The organism is Streptomyces sp. NPDC014006 (genome assembly GCF_043088925.1).
Taxonomy (GTDB): domain Bacteria; phylum Actinomycetota; class Actinomycetes; order Streptomycetales; family Streptomycetaceae; genus Streptomyces.
The window spans coordinates 377,976-395,615 of sequence record NZ_JBICAJ010000008.1; the positions used below are offsets into that span (position 1 = coordinate 377,976).

Genomic DNA, 17,640 nt, shown 5'->3' on the forward strand with positions numbered 1-17,640 from the left:
GTCCACGTCAGCCCCTACGCGTCACAACGGAGCATGTCCGTGTCCTCGCACACGAAGTCCTTCAAGCTGCCCTTCTGGGCCCAGATAGTCGCCGGCCTCGTCCTGGGCGTCCTGCTCGGCTGGATCGCCCGCAGCCAGGACGTGTCCTGGCTGGTGACCACCCTGGAGAAGATCGGCGACACCTTCATCGGCCTGCTGAAGCTCGCCGTCGCCCCGCTCGTCTTCTTCGCCATCCTCGTCTCGATCACCAACCTGCGGAAGGTGAACAACGCGGCGCGCCTGGCGTCCCGCACCCTTCTGTGGTTCATGATCACCTCGCTGATCGCGGTGAGCATCGGCCTGGCCATCGGCCTGCTCACCCACCCCGGCGCCGGCACGGGTCTCACCCCGGCGGACGGCGGCAAGCCCAAGCACACCGGCTCCTGGCTGGACTTCCTCACCGGCATCATCCCGACCGACGTGATCACGCCGTTCACCGAGCTGAACGTGCTGCAGATCGTCTTCATGGCGGCCGTCGCCGGTATCGCCGCGCTCCAGCTCGGTGAGAAGGCCCAGCCGATCCTCACCCTCAGCGAGTCCGTGCTGGAGCTGCTGCAGAAGGCGCTGTGGTGGGTCATCCGGCTCGCCCCGCTCGGCACCGTCGGCCTCATCGGCAACGCCATCGCCACCTACGGCTGGGACCTGATCGGCAAGTACGCCACCTTCACCGCCGACATCTACGTCGGCTGCGCGATCGTCCTCTTCGTCGTCTACCCGACGCTGCTGGCGACCGTCGCCAAGGCCAACCCGCTGCAGTTCTTCAAGGGCGCCTGGCCCGCGATCCAGCTGGCGTTCGTCTCCCGCTCCTCGGTCGGCACCATGCCGGTGACGCAGAAGGTGACCGAGCGGCTCGGCGTGCCGAAGGAGTACGCCTCCTTCGCGGTGCCGTTCGGCGCGACCACCAAGATGGACGGCTGCGCCGCGATCTACCCGGCGATCGCCGCGATCTTCGTCGCGCAGATCTTCGGCATCCAGCTCAACGTGGGCGACTATCTGCTGATCGCGTTCGTCTCCGTGGTGGGCTCCGCCGCCACCGCGGGCCTCACCGGTGCGACGGTCATGCTGACGCTGACCCTGTCCACGCTGGGCCTGCCGATGGAGGGCGTCGGCCTGCTCCTGGCGATCGACCCGATCCTGGACATGATGCGCACCGCCACCAACGTGGCCGGCCAGGCCCTGGTCCCGGTCATCGTCGCGGCCCGGGAGAACCTCCTGGACCGCACGGCCTACGACGCGGTGGGCGGCGCCTCCCCGGTGGACGAGCCGGAGCACCGGCCGGAGCCGGTGACCGCGGCGGCCTGACGCGGCAACACCCCGGGCACAGAGGGCGGCGGGACGATTCCCGCCGCCCCTCGGTATGCCCGGCCCGTACGCTGGTGTGCATGGATTCGGGTGCGGTGAAGACCAAGCGGATGCCCCGGGCGGTCCGTGAGCGGCAGATGCTGGACGCGGCCGTGCGCATCTTCGGCCGGCGCGGCTACATGGCCGCTTCCATGGACGACATCGCCGAACTCGCCGGTGTCTCCAAGCCGTTGGTGTACCTGTACCTGCACTCCAAGGAGGACCTCTTCACGGCTGTCATCCGCCGTGAGGCCGCCGCGCTCACCGAGGCCGTCCGCGCCGCCGTCGACCCGGCCTCGCCCGTCGACCGCCAACTGTGGGACGGGCTGCTGGCGTTCTTCACGCACACCGCGCAACACCCGGAGGCGTGGGCGGTGCTGCATCTCCAGGCCCGCACGCACGGCGAGCCGTTCGCCGCCGAGGTCGCCGCGCTGCGTGCGGAACTCGTCGCCTTCGTGACCCGGCTGATCCTGGTCGCCGCCCGGGACGCCCACCACAATCCCGACCTGGCCGAGCGTGAGGTCGCCGGGCTGGCCGAGGCCCTGGTCGGCGCCGCCGAGTCCCTCGCCGCCTGGGGCAACGCCACCGACGGCGTCTCGGCCCGGCAGTCGGCGGCGACCCTGATGAACTTCGCCTGGTCGGGCCTCGGCAACCTCATGGCGGGACGCCGCTGGTCACCCCCGCCGGCGTGAACCGGGGCCCGGTCACATCCGCGTGAGTCGCGGCGTCACTCCCGCCCGCGTGAGCCGAGCGGGACGGCGAGCCCCGTCAGATGCACCTTCTCGCCGCCGCGCAGCGCGAACCGTCCCTCGCCGTCCTGCGCGTAGCGCACCGTGCCCGGCAGCAGTACCGGCGCCCGGAACTCCGCCCGGACGAAGGCCGCTTCGGGCACACCGTGCGCGGCCAGGCAGCGCGCCACGCTCCACATGCCGTGCGCGATGGCCCGCGGGAAGCCGAACAGCCGGGCGGTGAGCGGATGCAGGTGGATGGGGTTGCGGTCGCCGGAGACGGCACCGTAGCGGCGGCCGAGGTCCGAGCCGAGGCGCCACTCGTCGACCACGGGCGGCTCGTCGGCCACGGGCGGCTCCGAGGTGTCCGCGGTCCTCCCGGCGGCGGCCGCCGTCGTCCGGTGCCGCGCCAGATACCAGCTCGTCGACTCCCATACGACGGCCTCGCCGTCCCGCAGTTCGGTGACCACGACCGCCTCGGTGCCGCGCCGGTGCGGTGCGAGCCGCTCGACGCGCACCCCCACGTCGTACGTCCCCGTGGCGGCGAGTGCCGTGGGCCGGGTGATCTCGATCGACGTGTGGATTAGGCCCGGCAGCGGCAGCGGGAAGTCAAGGGCGCTCATCAGGCGCAGGGCGAGGGGGAAGCCGAGGAGGTGCGGATAGGTGATCGGCAGGGCGTCCGCGCCGGCGAAGCCGCACACCCGCTCGTAGGCGGTCAGGCGCGCGAGGTCGACGCGCAGGCCGGGCAGGAGCAGCCGGCCGGCGGGGACGGCCGCGTCCGGGTGCGGCCGCTTCAGCGGGGACAGCAGCGCGCCGCGCGCCAGCAGGGGCGCGAGGGCCGGCGTCCGGGTGAGGGTCTTCTCGCGCATCACGCCCCCAGCAGGCTCTGTCCGCCGCACACCCGCACGACCTGCCCGTTGACGGCGCCGGAGGCCGGGTGGGCGAGCCAGGCGGTGGTCTCGGCGACGTCGACGGGCAGCCCGCCCTGGGCGAGGGAGTTCCTACGGCGCCCCGCCTCGCGGATGAACAGCGGGATCGCGGCCGTCATCGCCGTCTCGAAGCGCCGGGCGCGGTGGCGGTGAGGCTCAGACAGCGGTCGGCCATGGGGAGACGTCTCCTCGTCCAAGTTCTTACTCTGAAGTAAGGTTACTGGCGGTAAGTCTATGTCACGCGGGAGGATCCCATCGAGACGAGCCCCTGACGCGCCACCGGATCCGGCGCCACCACCGGGCACCCCTGCCTGGCCGCAGACGCGCCAACGGCCGTGTGACCTGGGCTACGTGAGCCCCTCTCACACGGTTCCCGACGCTGCACAGCCCCGGCCCCGGACCCCCTCCGAACCCGCACAAGCCCCCCACAGGGGCCCCGTACGATTCCCCTGCCCAACCGCCGGTGACCGTCCGCCGACGACGCCGCCGCCGGTGAACGCCCCGCCGGGCGAGGCACGTACGTCTTGCAGCAGCAGTGCCGCTGCTGCACGCACCAGGAGCCGCCCGTGTCCACGCCGTACCCCACCTCCGCCGACTACGCCGCTCCCCGGGGCCCCGTCCTGGTCGCGCCGGAGACAAAGCGGCTGGGCGGTGCGGTGCGTGAGGCGTACGTCCCCGCCCTCGCCCAGCCCGTCCGCCACGGCTCGCTCGCCGACCTGCCCTTCGACAACGCCGACGCCGCGCCCGACGCGGTGGTGCTCAGCCGCCGCACCCCCTCCGGCCACTGGACGGACGTGACGGCGGCCGCCTTCGCCGCCGAGGTGCAGGCCGTGGCGAAGGGGCTGCTCGCCGAAGGCCTGATGCCGGGCGACCGCATCGCGATCATGGCGCGCACGACGTACGAGTGGACCCTGCTCGACTTCGCCGCCTGGGCGGCCGGCCTGGTCACCGTTCCGGTCTACCCCACTTCCTCGCCCTTCCAGACCCGCTGGATCCTTCAGGACTCCGGCGCGGTCACCCTGGTCACCGAGACCGTCGCGCAGGCCGCGGCGATCGGCCCCGAGCGGGACCGGCTGCCGGACCTGCGGCATGTGTGGGTCATGGAGAAGGGCCATGTGGAGCAGCTCGCCGAGGTCGGCGCCGCGCACGTGCCCGACCAGGAGGTGGACGTACGGCGCGGCATGCTCGGGCCGGACACCCTCGCCACCCTCATCTACACCTCCGGCACCACCGGCCGCCCCAAGGGCTGCGCGCTCAGCCACGGCAACTTCTTCGCCGAGGTCGACAACGCGATCGAACTGCTCTACCCGGTCTTCCGGGCGAAGAGCGAGGACGAGCCGTCGGTGCTGCTGTTCCTGCCGATGTCGCACGTCTTCGGCCGCATGGTGGCGATCGCCTGCATACGCGCCCGGGTCCGCCTCGGCCACACCCCCAGCCTGAAGCCGGACGAACTGCTGCCCGACCTGGCGGCCTTCAGGCCCACCTGTCTGCTGACCATCCCCTACATGTTGGAGAAGGTCTTCAACTCCGCCCGCGCCAAGGCCGAGTCGGGCGGCAAGCTGTCCGCCTTCGACCGGGCGGTGGCGGTGGCCCGGCGCTACGGCGAGGCGGTCGAGGACCGTCAGACGGGCAACGGCAGCGGCCCGACGACGGCGCTGAAGGCGGGGCGCGCGCTGTACGACCCGCTGGTCTACCGCAAGATCCGGCAGGCGATGGGCGGCCGGGTGCGGTACGCGATCTGCGGCGGCTCCCCGCTCGGGCAGCGCCTCGCCGCCTTCTACGCGGGCGCCGGCATCGAGATCTTCGAGGGCTACGGACTGACCGAGACGACCGGCGCGACGACGGTGACGCCGCCGCTCAAGCCGCGCCTGGGCACGGTCGGCTGGCCCCTGCCGGGCACCCGCGTCCGGATCGCCGCCGACGGCGAGATCCTGGTCGCCGGCGACCATGTGCTGCGCGGCTACTGGGACCCGGCGGCCGGTGGCGTGGTCCCGGCCGCACAGGACGGCTGGCTGGCCACCGGCGACCTCGGGGAACTGGACGACGAGGGGTACCTGACGATCACCGGCCGCAAGAAGGAGCTGCTGATCACGGCCGGCGGCAAGAGCGTGGCCCCGGCGCCCCTGGAGAACTGGCTGCGCGCCCACCCGCTGATCTCCCAGGTCATGCTGGTCGGCGACGGCCGCCCCTACGTCTCGGCGCTGATCACCCTCGACATGGACGGCGTCAGCCACTGGCGCCGGATGAACGGCAAGCACCCCGTCCCGGCCGAGCTCCTCATCGGCGACGGCGAGCTGTACGCCCTGCTGCAACGCGCGCTCGACGAGGCCAACCGGATGGTCTCCCGCCCCGAGTCCATCCGCCGCTTCGCCGTCCTGCCGGTGGACTTCACCGAGGAGGCCGGCCACCTCACCCCGTCGATGAAACTGCGCCGCGAGACGATCCTGAGCGAGTTCGCGGACGTCGTGGAGGACCTGTACGCCGAGCGCGGGTGAGCGGCTTTCCGGGCGGCCGGGACCCTTGCCCGCCCCCGCCCGTCCCCGCACAGTGATCCCATGGACCAGGCACAGGCGCGGCAGTGGCTCGCCACCGCCGTCGAGGAGGCGCGGGCCGGGCTCGCCGAGGGCGGCGTCCCGATCGGGGCCGCGCTCTACGGCCCGGACGGCACCCTGCTCGGCCGCGGACACAACCGGCGCGTGCAGGACGGCGACCCCTCGCTGCACGCGGAGACGGCGGCGTTCCGGGCCGCGGGACGGCAGCGGTCGTATCGCGGGACGACGATGGTGACGACCCTCTCCCCCTGCTGGTACTGCTCGGGGCTGGTCCGGCAGTTCTCCATCCCGCGGGTGGTGATCGGCGAGGCGACCACCTTCCACGGCGGCCACGACTGGCTCGCCGAGCACGGGGTGGAGATCGTCGTCCTGGACGATCCCGGGTGCGTCGCGCTGATGCGGGACTTCGTCCGGGACCACCCCGCGCTGTGGAACGAGGACATCGGCGCCTGAGCCGGGTCAGTTCCCGCTCTCCGCCCAGGCCGCCAGCCGCTCGAAGCGGTCGCGCCAGCGTCGTTCCGAGTCCTGCTCGCCCTCGAACTCGTGGGTGAAGCGGACGGTGCAGGCCGCCTCGCCGTCGCGCTCCAGATGGAAGCGCAGCCGGCCGCCGTCCTGAAGGGTGTACTCGGCGACCCGGTCCACGTCCCATGCGGTGACCTGCCCGCTGCCCAGGTCCCGCAGGGCGACCGCGCCGCCGAGCCGGGGTTCGAGGACGTCGGCGGGGGTGTACCAGATGGCGAGCCCCTCGGGGGTGGCCACCGCCGGCCAGACGTCCTCCATACGTTTGGGGAGCCGCACGAGGAAGTGGAGTATGTGCGTGTTCCCGTGGGTCTGACTGGTGCCCTGTGCGATGGAACCGCTCATGACACCAGTGTCCGCGACCGGCGGCGGTGGAGGCGAGTGAAGGCTCAGACGCCGGCGTAGGAGTGCTTGCCGGTGACGAAGAGGTTCACGCCGTAGTAGTTGAACAGCCAGCAAGCGAAGGCGAGCAGCGCCAGGTAGGCGGCCTTGCGGCCCTTCCAGCCGGCGGTGGCGCGGGCGTGCAGGTAGCAGGCGTAGGCGACCCAGGTGATGAAGGACCAGGTCTCCTTCGGGTCCCAGCCCCAGTAGCGGCCCCAGGCGTCACCGGCCCAGATGGCTCCCGCGATGATCGTGAACGTCCACAGCGGGAACACGGCCGCGTTGATCCGGTAGGAGAACTTGTCCAGCGAGGCCGACGACGGCATGCGCTCCAGTACCGAGCGGGCGAAGGCGCCGGGCTTGCCGCCGGTCGCGAGCTTGCTCTCGTAGGAGTCCTTGAACAGGTACATGATCGTCGCGACCGCGCCGACGTAGAAGGTCGCACCGCAGAAGATCGCGGTGGAGACGTGGATGTAGAGCCAGTACGAGTGCAGCGCGGGCACCAGCTGGTCGCTCGCCGTGTACAGCACGGTGACGGCCAGACCCAGGTCGAGCAGGACCGTGGTGATCAGGAACAGGCCGAGCCAGCGGACGTTCTTCTTCAGCGCCAGCAGGCCGAGGTACACGCCGACCGCGACGGTGGAGAAGGTGATGTTGAACTCGTACATGTTGCCCCACGGCGCCCGCTGCACCGACAGCGCGCGCGTGAGGACCCCGGCGAACTCCACCAGGAAGGCGAGCACGGTCAGGGAGATCGCGATCCGGCCGTACAGGTCGCCCTGCGCGTCCCCGCCGTGCGCGCCGGGCCCGTCGGGGACGTCGCGGGAGCCCGCGGCGGACCGCACGGTGACCTTGGGGCGCTCCAGTACGGCGGTGCCGCCGGCCGTCTTGACGGTGACGGCCGGGGCCGTCGCCGCCTTCGGCTCGGCGGTGAGCGCGGCCGCCGTGCGGGCGACCTTGCTGCGGCTGCCGAAGAGCCACTCGGCGATGTAGGCGAAGAAGGCCAGGGTGTAGACGGCCATCGCGGAGTAGACCAGCACATTGCTGATGTTCGCGAGGTGTTCGTTGGTGGCGGCGGCGAGGGTCACTTCTTCTCAGCCCCTTCGGCGGGTACGGAGACTTCTGAGGGGTCGGCTGCGGGGCCGGATTCGGGCTCGGGGGCGCCCGGTGCCTGGTCGTAGAGGATTCCGGCGAGCCGGCCGAGTTCCTCGGGCACCTTCGCGGACTCGCTGCGGCCGAGCCCGGCCATCTCGACGACCGTGACGCCGTCGGCGCCCTCGACCGCACGCACCCACACGCGGCGGCGCTGGATGAACAGGGACGCGGCCAGGCCGAAGATCGCGGCGATGGCACCGCCGAGGGCCCAGCCGCTCGCGGGCTGCCGGGTGACCTGGAAGCCCGCCCACTCCTTGACGCCGTCGAAGGTGATCGAGCCCGCGCCGTTCGGGAGCTGCATGGTCTGCCCCACCTTCAGGCGCTCGGCGAGCGGGTCGCCGTTCGCCTTCTTGAACTGCTTCAGGTGCTCGCTGTCAAGCTGGTACACGCTCTGCGGGATGCCCGCGTCGACACCGAGGTCGCCGTGGTAGGCGTTCAGCGCCAGCCGGGGGTTCAGCAGCGCCGGGAACTGGGAGAGCATCGTGCCCTGGCCCTCACCGGCGAAGGTCGGGATGAAGACGGCCTGGAAACCGAGCTGGTCCTTCTGTCCCCGCGCGTTGCGGTAGCCGTCCATCACCTTGATCGCACCGGAGGACGTGACGTTGCCGTCCTGCGGCAGCAGCGGCACCGCGTCCTTCATGACGACGTTGCCCTTGCCGTCGCGAACGGTGACGACGGGCGCGTACCCGTGGCTGACGAGGTAGACCTTGGAGTCGCCGATCCGAAGCGGCTCGTTCACCTTGACGGTGGTCTTCTTGTCCTTGCCGTAGGCGCCGACGCTGTAGGTGAGGTGCGCCTCGTAGGTGCGCGGCGTGCCCCGGTTGGGCCCGGTGACCTCGTACGTCCCCCTGAAGTCCTGCAGCTTGAAGCTGAACGGGTCCAGGTCGTCCGGCGTGAAGAGGCTGCCGGACTTGAAGTCGTCGTACTGGGTGAGCGTGTTGGAGAAGCCGCCGCCCTCGATGATGAGCTTGTCGCCCTCGGACTTGAACAGCTGGCCCGCGGCGAACGCCACCAGCATCACGATCAGCGCGATGTGGAAGGCCAGGTTGCCCACCTCGCGCAGATAGCCCTTCTCGGCGGCTACGGCGTCCCCGGCGACGTGGGCGCGGAAGCGGTGCTTCTTCAGCAGCGCCAGCGCGGCCTCACGGACCTGCTCGGGGGTGGCTCCGGTGCGCCAGGTGGTGTGCGCGGGCAGCCGGGTCAGCCGCTTGGGCGCGGCCGGCGGGCGGCCGCGCAGCTGGCCGACGAACTGCCAGGTGCGCGGGACGATGCAGCCGATGAGGGAGACGAACAGCAGGATGTAGATCGCGGAGAACCACACCGAGCTGTAGACGTGGAACAGGCCGAGCTTGTCGTAGACCGGCGCCAGCGTGGAGTGGTTGCGGCGGAACAGCTCGACCTTGGTGGCGTCGATGCCGGTCTGTGGGATGAGGGAGCCGGGGATGGCGCCCAGCGACAGCAGCAGGAGCAGCAGCAGCGCGACCCGCATGGAGGTGAGCTGGCGCCAGAACCAGCGGGCCCAGCCGATGACGCCGAGCGCCGGACCGCCGGACGGTTCCTCGCGGGGTGCGGTGGAGAGCTGGGAGCCGGCCGCTCCCAGCTCCTCGGCGTCGGACGGGGTCGGGTCGGACCCGTACTTCGAGGTAGTGCTCATCGAGTCAGATCCCCACAGTGAAGCCGTCGGACCAGGTCTGCATGTCCTGCACGATGCGGTCCCAGGCGCCGGTCAGCAGCAGCAGACCGGTCGCGATCATCATGGTGCCGCCGATGCGCATCACCCAGACATAGTGGCGCTTGATCCAGCCGAAGGCGCCGAGCGCCTTGCGGAAGGCGACCGCGGTGAGCACGAACGGCACACCGAGGCCGAGGCAGTAGGCGACGGCCAGCAGGGCGCCGCGGCCCGCGCTCGCCTGGTCCATGGCCAGTCCCTGCACGGCGGCGAGCGTCGGGCCGATGCACGGGGTCCAGCCGATGCCGAACAGCGCGCCCAGTACGGGCGCGCCGATCAGTCCGGCCACCGGCCGGGTGTGGAAGCGGAACTCGCGCTGGGTCAGCCAGGGCATCAGGCCCATGAAGAAGCCGCCCATGAGGATCATGACGACGCCGAGCACCTTGCTCAGGACGTCCTTGTGCTCCTGGACGTTCTGGCCGAAGTAGCCGAAGAAGGCGCCGGTGGAGACGTAGACGGCGGTGAAGCCGAGGACGAACAGGGAGGCGCCGGCGACCATCCGGCCGCGCCGGGCGTCGGCCAGGTCGGTGCCGCTGACCCCGGTGACATAGGACAGGTAGCCGGGGACGAGCGGCAGGACGCAGGGCGAGAAGAAGGAGACGAGCCCGCCGAGCAGGGCGATGGGCAGGGCCACCAGCAGGGCTCCGTTGAGCACCGTGCCGTTGGGGTCGGCGACCGTCGCGGCGGCGAGGGCGGTGACTTCGCTCACGTCACTTCTCCGCCAGAACCGGCTTGATCATCGACCGCAGCTTGTCCTCCGACAGGGGCTGCAGCGTGCGGGCCGCGATCTTCCCCTTGCGGTCGATGACGAGCGTGGACGGAATGGACTGCGGGTTGAGGGTGCCCTTCTTGAAGCGGAGCATCAGCTTGCCCGTCGGGTCGTACAGGCTCGGGTAGCTGATGCCGAACTCCTTGTCGAAGGCCTGGGCCGGGCCGGTGGAGGTGTCGCGCGTGTTGATGCCGACGAACTGCACGCCCTGGCCCTTGAGCTCCTGGTACACCTTCTCGAAGCCGGGCGCCTCGGCGCGGCAGGGCGGGCACCAGGAGCCCCACACGTTGATGACGACGACCTTGCCCCGGTAGGCGGCGACGTCGAGCTGCTTGCCGTCGACGGTCTCGCCGGACAGGTCGGGGGCGTCGGCCCGCTTGCCCTCATCGGCGGTGGCGATGCCGTTCTTGCCCATGACGAAGTTGGTGTCGCCACCCCCGCCGGAGGTGCCGCCGGAGCTGCAGGCGGACAGGGTCAGCGCGGCCGCCGCGGCGAACACGGCGGCGCGGCTACGGGCGGCCCGGGTGCGGGACGAGCGCTGGGGGGCGCGGCTGGCGGCACTCATGTGAAAAGTTTCGCATGTCCGTTGCGGGGATCTTGGGCACCCCCCTTGCGGGCGGAAACCCGCATTTCAGGCGGTGTTTCGCGGGCCGCTCAGGCGGCCGTGAACTGCTTCCAGCCGCCGGCCGGGCGCTGCCCGACCTCGAGGGTGCGCAGCTTGGCGAGCACCTCGGGCTTCTGTACGTCCATCCAGTCCACGAACTGCTTGAAGGAGACCATGCGCACATCGGCGCCCTTCTCCTTCTCCCGGGCGATGTGCTTGAACGCCTCCTCGACGGCGTCCATGTAGATGCCGCCGTTCCAGTGCTCGAAGTGGTTGCCTATGAAGAACGGCGCCCGGTTTGTCTCGTATGCCCGCTGGAAGCCTGATATGTACGCCTGGGCGGACTGCTGCCGCCAGCCCGGGTAGTTGTGGGGCGGGGCCTTCGTGGAGTTGACGGACTGGTTGGCCAGCATGTTGTAGTCCATCGACAGCACCTCGAAGCGGCGGCCGGGGAAAGGTATCTGCTGGAGCGGAAGATCCCAGATGCCCTGCTTCTTGTCCGGCCACATCTGGCGCCCGCCCGGCGAGGAGGCGTCGTAGCGCCAGCCCAGCGCCCGCGCGGTCGGCAGCAGGTTGCTCTGGCCCAGCAGACAGGGCGTACGTCCGCCGACCAGCTCCTTGTCGTAGTCGAACGGCAGCGGCGGCAGGTCGCTCCAGCCGGTGTTGGTCTTCCACTGCTTCACGAACGACTTCGCCTGGTCGATCTCGCTGCGCCACTGCTGCGGCGTCCAGTTCGCGACGGTGCCGTGCCCCGAGCAGAAGTGGCCGTTGAAGTGGGTGCCTATCTCATGGCCCTCGAGCCAGGCGCGGCGGACGTTCTCCAGCGTGGAGCGGATGTGCGCGTCGGTGAGGTAACCGATGTCGGACGCGCCGCGCCGGTTGTTCGGCGGGTCGTACAGGCGCTTCTTCGACTCGGGCAGCAGATACAGCCCCGACAGGAAGAAGGTCATGCTCGCCCCGTGCTCCTTGGCGAGGTCCAGGAAGCGCGGGAAGAGGCCGTTGCCGACCTCGCCGGCCCCGTCCCAGGAGAAGATGACGAACTGCGGCGGCTCCTGCCCCGGCTCCAGCGGCTGCGGCGCGTCAGGCTGGTGCGGCTGCTTGCCGCTGTACGCCGTCGAGCCGTCCCCTATCGGGCGGGCGGCGGTCGTGGGGGTGCCGGAAGGGCCCTTCCCGGAACCGTCGCCGCCGCCCGACCCGCCCGACGAGGTGCCGCAGCCCGCGAGTGAGGCGGCCGCCGCGGCGCCCGCGCCCAGGCCGAGCATTCCCCTGCGGGAGAAGGTGCGCATGAGTTCCCCGATTCGTCACGTCCTTGGGTGGTCACCCAGTCAGAGGGCGCGACGAACCGGGGGGTTCCGCGAGCACGTATGCGTTACGCCACGAACGTAACAAAACTGCGCCAAGTGACTGGCCGTCAGGTGCGGGGCGGTGTCCTGAGCCGGCTGCCCTGACGGCGCCGTGTCACGCTCCGAAGGCCTTGCCCTGGCCCTTCACCGGCTTGGCGCCGGCCAGCAGATGGGCCGGGACCAGGTCGCGGGCCGGCTCGGTGTAGCCGACGGAGACGATCCGGTCGCCCTGGTACGTGAACGTCGTCAGCGAGGCGAGCGTGCACTGCCGCTTGCGCGGGTCGTGCCACAGCCGGCGCCGCTCGACGTAACTGCGCACGATCCAGATCGGCAGCTGATGGCTGACGAGCACCGCCTCGTGCCCGCGCGCGGCGTCCTTCGCGGAGTTCAGCGCGCCCATCATCCGCACCACCTGGTCGACGTACGGCTCGCCCCAGGACGGCCGGAACGGGTTGAACAGGTGCTTCCAGTTGTCCGGCTTGCGCAGCGCGCCGTCGCCCACGCCGAACGTCTTGCCCTGGAAGACGTTCTCGGCCTCGATCAGCCGCTCGTCGGTGGCGAGGTCCAGCCCGTGCGCCTTGGCGATCGGCGTGGCCGTCTCCTGCGCCCGCTCCAGCGGCGACGCGCACACGTGGGTGACGTCCCGGGAGGAGAGGTGGTCGGCGACCCGCTCGGCCATCTTCCGGCCCAGCTCGGACAGGTGGTACCCGGGCAGCCGGCCGTAGAGGATGCCGTCCGGGTTGGCGACCTCGCCGTGCCGCATCAGATGGACGACGGTGATGTCCTTGCTGCTGTCGCTCACGCGGTGGCCTCCGCCGCGGCTCGGGCCGCCGCCGGAAGGGCGTCGGCGATCTTCTGGATGGCGCGCTCGTCGTGCGCGGTGGACACGAACCACGACTCGAAGGACGACGGCGGCAGGTACACGCCGTTCTCCAGCAGGGCGTGGAAGAAGGCGGTGAAGCGGAACGACTCCTGCTTCTTCGCCTCCTCGTAGTTCCGGACCTCCCGGTCCGTGAAGAACACGGAGAACATGTTGGAGGCGGTCTGCAGCCGGTGCGCGACGCCCTCCTTGGCCAGCGCCTCGGTGACGAGGGTCCGGATCTGCTCCGACACGGCGTTCACCCGGTCGTAGGCGGCGTCGTCGAGGAGGCGCAGCTGGGCGAGTCCGGCGGCGGTGGCGACGGGGTTCCCGGAGAGGGTGCCGGCCTGGTAGACGGGACCGGCCGGGGCGAGGTGGGCCATGACGTCGGCGCGCCCGCCGAACGCGGCGGCCGGGAAGCCACCGCCCATGACCTTGCCGAACGTCATGAGGTCGGGGCGGACCCCGTCGATGCCGTACCAGCCGGCGCGGCTGGTACGGAAGCCGGTCATGACCTCGTCGGAGATGTACAGCGCGCCGTTCTTCCGGCACGCGTCCTTCAGCCCCTGGTTGAACCCGGGCTGCGGCGGCACGACACCCATGTTGCCGGGCGACGCCTCGGTGATCACGCAGGCGATCTCGCCGGGGTGCCGGTGGAAGGCCTCCTGCACGGCCTCCAGGTCGTTGTACGGCAGCACGATCGTGTCCGCCGCCTGCGCACCGGTGACACCCGGGGTGTCCGGCAGCGCGAAGGTCGCCACACCGGAGCCGGCGGAGGCCAGGAGGGAGTCGACGTGCCCGTGGTAGCACCCGGCGAACTTGATCACCTTGGAGCGCTGGGTGAACCCGCGCGCGAGCCGGATGGCCGACATCGTCGCCTCGGTGCCGCTGGAGACGAGCCGCACCTGCTCGACGGGCTCGACCCGGGCGACGATCTCCTCGGCGAGCGCGACCTCGCCCTCACCGGGCGTACCGAAGGACGTACCGCGGGCGACGGCCTCCTGCACGGCGGCGAGCACCTCGGGGTGCGCGTGCCCGAGGATCATGGGCCCCCAGGAACAGACCAGGTCGACGTACTCGCGTCCGTCGGCGTCGGTGAGGTACGGGCCCTTGCCGGACACCATGAACCGGGGCGTGCCGCCGACGGCGCGGAAGGCCCGCACCGGCGAGTTCACGCCACCCGGCGTGACGACCGCCGCACGGTCGAACAGTGCCTGGGAGGCAGGCGCTTCGTAGGGATAGGGCAGTTCGCTCATGACGTGCGGCTTCTCCGACCTCTTCCGGGACCAGCTCCGGCTGTGCTGCCGGGTGACCTCCTCAGGGTAGGCCGACCCCGCCGATACGAGAGATCCGCACCCCGCCATCTGAGAAACTGGTCCTCGCATACGTATGGACATGGCGAAGGGGCGTGCCGGGGCTTTTCGACAAAACCTGCGGACAGCTGTTCCAGCGCACGTTTCGGCGTGTGACCGTGGGGGAGGTCACTGACACGATGATCGGGTTGCGCGGCCCCGGGCACGCAGCCTAGAAAAGCAGTCGGGTGGAGATATGCATCGCGGTGGCGGACTGGGCGAGGGGACCGATGACCTGGGTCCTCGACGTGCCCGGCGGGGAAGGCACCGGCGCGACGCGGAGGCAGCGAACGACGCACGTCAGCAGGCACATGGTGAACTGAACGAGCCCGAGCGGCCGGTCGGCCCGGAGCGGCTGGACCGGCTGGACCCACTGAACCGGGTGAGCCGGGTGGACCGCCTCGGGGCGGGGAGCAGGAATGGTGGTCGGGTGGGGGTGACATACAAGTACTTCGGCGCGCCGGACGGTGCGACGGCGGCCCGCGTCCCGATCTCGATGCGCCCCGAGGAACTCGGCGGCGACGAGCTCGGCATGAACGGCATGTTCACCAAGATCAAGCCGGAGACGATGGCCGCGATGGTCCTGACGGGCATCGAAGGCGTCCCCCTGCACAAGGTGCCCCCCCTGGAACTGGTCGTCCTGCATCCCGACTACGCGGTCGTGAAACTCCCCATGACGGCCGTCGACCCCCTCCGCGACATCGGCGAGGAAGCGGTCGGCGCGGCGGCGTTCATCTGGTCCACGGTCCCGGACCGCGGCGGCCCGCGGGACGCGTTCAATGTGTACCAGCTGCTGCACGAGTGGCAGGACTTCAGCCATCGGTTGCATGAGGCGGGGCACCAGCCGTACTGCCTGGTGTGGCCCTGACCCGGGACTTCTCTGGTAGCGGGCGAGGTTTTCGAACCCCCCTCTTCATGTGCCGGGAGGGGCTTTCAGGCGGCCAGGGCACATTGGTTTCGCCGAGGCACTGATGTGCCCTGGCCTTGCGGTGCCGGGCCCTCGGTGAAGGCGTCGTCGATCGCCTTGCGGGTCCCTTGGCTCAGCCGACAACCAATGGCCAGCCCCGGTTGGAACGGAATGGGCGCCTCTCGTTCGAGGCGAGTACAGCCGGGTGCCCATCGCGTTCACAGCATCGCGCACTGGATGAATTCCTCCCGGCGGAGCCGTCGGGTGTCTGAGGCGCCTTCGCCGCTCACCAACCGGCAGGGAACGATCTCGGCAACCAGACCGGAGCCCTTCCCGCTGACGCGGGAGGCGCTCACCGCCACCGGGCAGCCCTGTGACCGGTCCCCCGTACCGGTCACGGCCCCGCTGGTGTGGAGGTCGGTCATGGGTCTGTTCAGCAGCAGCCGCCCGCAGCGGCAGGCTCCTTTGCGTCCGTGGCAGCCGGGTCGGTGCAGCAGCTGCTGCCTTGCTGCTTGGTGAGGGTGTCAGCGTCGGCCTTGACGACGTACACCTCCCAGGGCTCCTGGCCGGGGCCGTGGACCCAGACCTTGTCCTGCAGGGCGTAGCAGCAGGTGGTGTCTGCTTCCTCTGTGGTGGTCAGGCCTGCCTCGCTCAGGCGGGTGGTGGCGGCGTGGACGGACTCGGTCGATTCGACCTCGACGCCAAGGTGGTCCAGGCGGGTGGTGTCTTCTGCGGTGCCTTCGATCAGGACGAGCTTGAGCGGGGGCTCGGTGATGGCGAAGTTGGCGTAGCCGTCGCGGAGTTTGGCGGGCTTGGTGCCGAAGAGCTTGCTGTAGAAGGCGACCGATGCGTCGAGGTCCGGGACGCGAAGGGCGAGCTGTACGCGGGACATGGCGTATCTCCTTGGGTGGATGAGGACTTCAGCAGCCGCCGGAAGTGGCGGTCTCCGCGCTGACGCCGATCTGGAGGGTGGATGGGGCGCCGCAGCAGCCGCCGCCTTCGCCACCCTGGGCGGCCGCGCCGGGGGCGTCGTAGAGGCCGGCGCCGCCGCACACGCCGGTCTCCGGGAGGGTCAGCTCGACGCGCTCGGCGGCGTGGCGGTCGCCGGCGATCGCGGCGGCGATGGAGCGGACCTGCTCGTAGCCGGTCAGCGCGAGGAACGTGGGCGCTCGGCCGTAGGACTTCATGCCGACCAGGTAGACGTCCTGCTCGGGGTGGGCGAGCTCGTTGACGCCGTGCGGGTAGACGGTGCCGCAGGAATGGACGTTCGGGTCGATCAGCGGGGCCAGCGCGGTCGGGGCCTGGAGACGTTCGTCGAAGCCGAGGCGGAGCTCGGAGAGGAAGGACAGGTCGGGGCGGAAGCCGGTCAGCACGATGATCTCGTCGACCGGGTCGAGGCGGCGGCCGTCCTCGGCGACCAGGACCGGCCGGTCACCGTCACGTTCCACGGCCTGTGTGCGGAAGCCGGTCACCGCGCTCGCGTGGCCGTCCTCGACGGCGGCCTTGGCGCGCAGGCCCAGGGCGCCTCGGGCGGGGAGCTGGTCGGCCTCGCCGCCACCGAAGGTGTTCGCACCGATGCCGCGCCGCAGGACCCATACCGCGTGTGTGCCGGGCTCCTCCTTGGCCAGGTCGCCGAGGTAGGCCAGCGTGGTGAAGGCGGAGGCTCCGGAGCCGATGACAGCGGTGCGCTTGCCCGCGTAGCGGGCGCGAACTCCTGGGTCCCGCAGGTCGGGGACGCGGTAGGAGATGCGGTCGGCCGCCGCCTTCTCGCCGAGGGCGGGCAGGCCGTCGGCGCCCATCGGCCTGGGGATGGACCAGGTGCCGGAGGCGTCGATGACGGCTCGCGCGCTGATCCGGTCTTCACGGCCGTCGGCCAGCTCGACGTGCACGGTGAAGGGCTGCTCGTCCCGGTCGGCGTCGACGATGCGGTCGCGGCCGGCGCGGGCGACGCCGGTCACGGTGGCGCCGTAGCGGACCTTGTCTCCGAGGACGTCGGCCAGCGGCTGCAGGTACTGCTCGGCCCAGTCACCACCGGTGGGATAGGTGCCGCCGTCGGGGCGGACCCAGCCGGTTGGGGCGAGAAGCTTCTCGGCGGCCGGGTCGGTGACCTCGGCCCACGGGGAGAACAGCCGCACGTGCGCCCAGTCGCGCACGGCGGTGCCCGCGGAGGGGCCCGCCTCCAGGACCAGCGGTTCGAGGCCACGCTCGACGAGGTGGGCAGCGGCAGCGAGGCCGACGGGGCCGGCGCCGATGACGACGACAGGCAGCTGCTCAGTGGCGGGCGCGTTCACGGTTTCCCCCTTTGCTTCGACATTCGTCGATGGCTTGTGCGGCCAGCATGGCACTTGATTCGACAAGCGTCAACATAGACATTCATCGAAGTACGCTGGCGCCGCCCCTCTCGCTCGTTGACTGAGGCCCTTCGCCCCGGCT

16 protein-coding genes and 1 pseudogene are annotated in these 17,640 nt (G+C 70.9%); 5 read left to right on the forward strand and 12 right to left on the reverse strand.

Going from position 1 to position 17,640, the window contains the following annotated elements; genetic code table 11:
• The first annotated feature begins 33 nt into the window (after positions 1 to 33).
• The gene (locus ACF1GV_RS27675) at positions 34 to 1,341 is read left to right on the forward strand and encodes a dicarboxylate/amino acid:cation symporter (protein ID WP_391685668.1); all 1,308 of its coding nucleotides are present in this window, start codon (positions 34 to 36) and stop codon (positions 1,339 to 1,341) included.
• A gap of 80 nt (positions 1,342 to 1,421) precedes the next feature.
• The gene (locus ACF1GV_RS27680; RefSeq protein WP_391685670.1) at positions 1,422 to 2,072 is read left to right on the forward strand and encodes a TetR/AcrR family transcriptional regulator; all 651 of its coding nucleotides are present in this window, start codon (positions 1,422 to 1,424) and stop codon (positions 2,070 to 2,072) included.
• Between the two features lie 35 nt (positions 2,073 to 2,107).
• Here ACF1GV_RS27680 and ACF1GV_RS27685 read toward each other — a convergent pair whose 3' ends face one another.
• Positions 2,108 to 2,977 (reverse strand): MaoC family dehydratase, encoded by an 870-nt coding sequence (locus tag ACF1GV_RS27685; protein WP_391685672.1) that lies wholly within the window; start codon positions 2,975 to 2,977, stop codon positions 2,108 to 2,110.
• A pseudogene (locus ACF1GV_RS27690) lies at positions 2,977 to 3,185 on the reverse strand (SDR family oxidoreductase); the annotation flags it as partial. The gene ACF1GV_RS27685 and the pseudogene ACF1GV_RS27690, both read right to left, overlap by 1 nt.
• A 418-nt stretch (positions 3,186 to 3,603) precedes the next feature.
• Here ACF1GV_RS27690 and ACF1GV_RS27695 point away from each other — a divergent pair.
• Together ACF1GV_RS27695 and ACF1GV_RS27700 are read left to right on the forward strand one after the other, a co-directional pair.
• Complete coding sequence (locus ACF1GV_RS27695; RefSeq protein WP_391685674.1) at positions 3,604 to 5,532, forward strand: AMP-dependent synthetase/ligase; 1,929 nt, start codon at positions 3,604 to 3,606, stop codon at positions 5,530 to 5,532.
• A 60-nt stretch (positions 5,533 to 5,592) separates the two neighbouring features.
• A complete protein-coding gene (locus ACF1GV_RS27700; protein WP_391685676.1) occupies positions 5,593 to 6,042 on the forward strand; it encodes a nucleoside deaminase in 450 nt (149 codons plus the stop codon).
• A 6-nt stretch (positions 6,043 to 6,048) separates the two neighbouring features.
• On the opposite strand, the gene ACF1GV_RS27705 is transcribed toward ACF1GV_RS27700, so the two are convergent.
• The 8 genes from ACF1GV_RS27705 to hemL all read right to left on the reverse strand — a co-directional run bounded on the left by ACF1GV_RS27705 (position 6,049) and on the right by hemL (position 14,204).
• Positions 6,049 to 6,453, reverse strand: coding sequence for a hypothetical protein (locus ACF1GV_RS27705; protein WP_391685678.1), 405 nt, complete (start codon positions 6,451 to 6,453; stop codon positions 6,049 to 6,051).
• Positions 6,454 to 6,497: 44 nt separating this feature from the next.
• A complete protein-coding gene (gene ccsB / locus ACF1GV_RS27710; protein WP_391685680.1) occupies positions 6,498 to 7,577 on the reverse strand; it encodes a c-type cytochrome biogenesis protein CcsB in 1,080 nt (359 codons plus the stop codon).
• Positions 7,574 to 9,298 carry a cytochrome c biogenesis protein ResB gene (locus ACF1GV_RS27715; protein WP_391685682.1) on the reverse strand — a complete coding sequence of 575 codons (1,725 nt, stop codon included), beginning with the start codon at positions 9,296 to 9,298 and terminating at the stop codon, positions 7,574 to 7,576. The genes ccsB and ACF1GV_RS27715 overlap by 4 nt, the downstream gene beginning before the upstream one ends.
• A gap of 4 nt (positions 9,299 to 9,302) precedes the next feature.
• Positions 9,303 to 10,082, reverse strand: a complete 780-nt coding sequence (locus ACF1GV_RS27720; protein WP_391685684.1) for a cytochrome c biogenesis CcdA family protein — start codon at positions 10,080 to 10,082, stop codon at positions 9,303 to 9,305.
• Between the two features lies 1 nt (position 10,083).
• Positions 10,084 to 10,707: a TlpA family protein disulfide reductase gene (locus tag ACF1GV_RS27725; RefSeq protein ID WP_391685686.1), complete on the reverse strand. Its 624-nt coding sequence runs from the start codon at positions 10,705 to 10,707 to the stop codon at positions 10,084 to 10,086.
• An 89-nt stretch (positions 10,708 to 10,796) separates the two neighbouring features.
• Complete coding sequence (locus tag ACF1GV_RS27730) at positions 10,797 to 12,032, reverse strand: hypothetical protein (RefSeq protein ID WP_391685687.1); 1,236 nt, start codon at positions 12,030 to 12,032, stop codon at positions 10,797 to 10,799.
• A gap of 172 nt (positions 12,033 to 12,204) precedes the next feature.
• Complete coding sequence (locus tag ACF1GV_RS27735; protein ID WP_391685782.1) at positions 12,205 to 12,852, reverse strand: histidine phosphatase family protein; 648 nt, start codon at positions 12,850 to 12,852, stop codon at positions 12,205 to 12,207.
• A 35-nt stretch (positions 12,853 to 12,887) separates the two neighbouring features.
• A complete protein-coding gene (hemL, locus tag ACF1GV_RS27740; protein ID WP_391685689.1) occupies positions 12,888 to 14,204 on the reverse strand; it encodes a glutamate-1-semialdehyde 2,1-aminomutase in 1,317 nt (438 codons plus the stop codon).
• A 526-nt stretch (positions 14,205 to 14,730) separates the two neighbouring features.
• Here hemL and ACF1GV_RS27745 point away from each other — a divergent pair.
• Complete coding sequence (locus tag ACF1GV_RS27745) at positions 14,731 to 15,168, forward strand: hypothetical protein (RefSeq protein ID WP_363268938.1); 438 nt, start codon at positions 14,731 to 14,733, stop codon at positions 15,166 to 15,168.
• Positions 15,169 to 15,640: 472 nt separating this feature from the next.
• On the opposite strand, the gene ACF1GV_RS27750 is transcribed toward ACF1GV_RS27745, so the two are convergent.
• Together ACF1GV_RS27750 and ACF1GV_RS27755 are read right to left on the reverse strand one after the other, a co-directional pair.
• Positions 15,641 to 16,099 carry an ArsI/CadI family heavy metal resistance metalloenzyme gene (locus ACF1GV_RS27750; RefSeq protein WP_391685691.1) on the reverse strand — a complete coding sequence of 153 codons (459 nt, stop codon included), beginning with the start codon at positions 16,097 to 16,099 and terminating at the stop codon, positions 15,641 to 15,643.
• A gap of 28 nt (positions 16,100 to 16,127) precedes the next feature.
• Positions 16,128 to 17,498, reverse strand: coding sequence for an FAD-dependent oxidoreductase (locus tag ACF1GV_RS27755; protein WP_391685693.1), 1,371 nt, complete (start codon positions 17,496 to 17,498; stop codon positions 16,128 to 16,130).
• Between the last annotated feature and the right edge of the window lie 142 nt (positions 17,499 to 17,640).